The sequence below is a fragment of the Ideonella margarita genome (assembly GCF_038066635.1).
GTDB classification, from domain to species: domain Bacteria; phylum Pseudomonadota; class Gammaproteobacteria; order Burkholderiales; family Burkholderiaceae_C; genus Ideonella; species Ideonella margarita.
The window spans coordinates 1-965 of the sequence record NZ_JBBUTI010000030.1 but is presented as its reverse complement, the minus strand read 5'-3'; the positions used below and the strand labels follow the sequence as shown (position 1 = coordinate 965).

The window sequence follows — 965 nt, the reverse complement described above, 5'->3', positions numbered from 1 at the left end:
ACGATCACCGACGGCCTGGGCGGCTCTGACAGCGCCACGCTGACGCTCGGCCCCGTCACGCCGGTCGATGACGCGTTCACCGATGCCGACGAGACGGTCTCGGTCAATGAAGACACGGTGCTGAACGGTTCTGTCCTGACGGGCACCTCCAGCGTCGACGGCCCTGTCACCGTCACCACCTTCACGGTGGCTGGCGTGGCTGGCACGTTCAACGCAGGTCAAACCGCGACGATCAATGGTGTCGGCACGCTGGTCATCAACGCCAACGGCACCTACACCTTCACCCCGGTTGCCAACTACAACGGCCCTGTGCCTGTTGCGACATACAACCTGACGGACGGCTCGAGCACCGACTCTTCGACGCTGACCATCACGGTTGATCCGGTGGATGACGCGTTCACCGATGCTGACGAGAAGGTCTCCGTCAACGAAGACACGACCCTGAATGGTTCCGTCTTGACGGGCACCACCAGCGTCGACGGCCCCGTCACCGTCACGACCTTCACCGTCGCGGGTGTCGCTGGCACGTTCAACGCCGGCCAGACCGCCACCATCGCCGGTGTAGGCACGCTCACGATCGGTGCGAACGGCGATTACAGCTTCACGCCGGCAGCCGACTTCAACGGTGCCGTGCCTGTCGTCTCGTACACGACGACCGACGGCTCCAGCACCGACAGCTCGACGCTGACCATCACGGTGGACCCGGTCGATGACGCCTTCACCGATGCTGACGAGAAGGTCTCGGTCAACGAAGACACGATCCTGAATGGCTCGGTGCTCACCGGCACGTCCAGCGTGGACGGTCCTGTCACCGTCACCACCTTCACGGTGGCAGGTGTCGCCGGCACGTTCAACGCTGGCCAGACCGCCACCATCACCGGTGTCGGCACGCTGGTCATCAACGCCAACGGCAGCTACGCCTTCACGCCAGCTGCGAACTACAACGGTCCGGTTCCAGTTACGAC

1 protein-coding gene is annotated in these 965 nt (G+C 63.9%); it reads left to right on the top strand.

Features of this window, described 5'->3' with window-relative positions; all coding sequences use genetic code 11:
* A partial coding sequence (locus AACH00_RS19800; protein WP_341400907.1) for a cadherin-like domain-containing protein occupies positions 1 to 965 on the top strand: 965 nt, incomplete at both ends.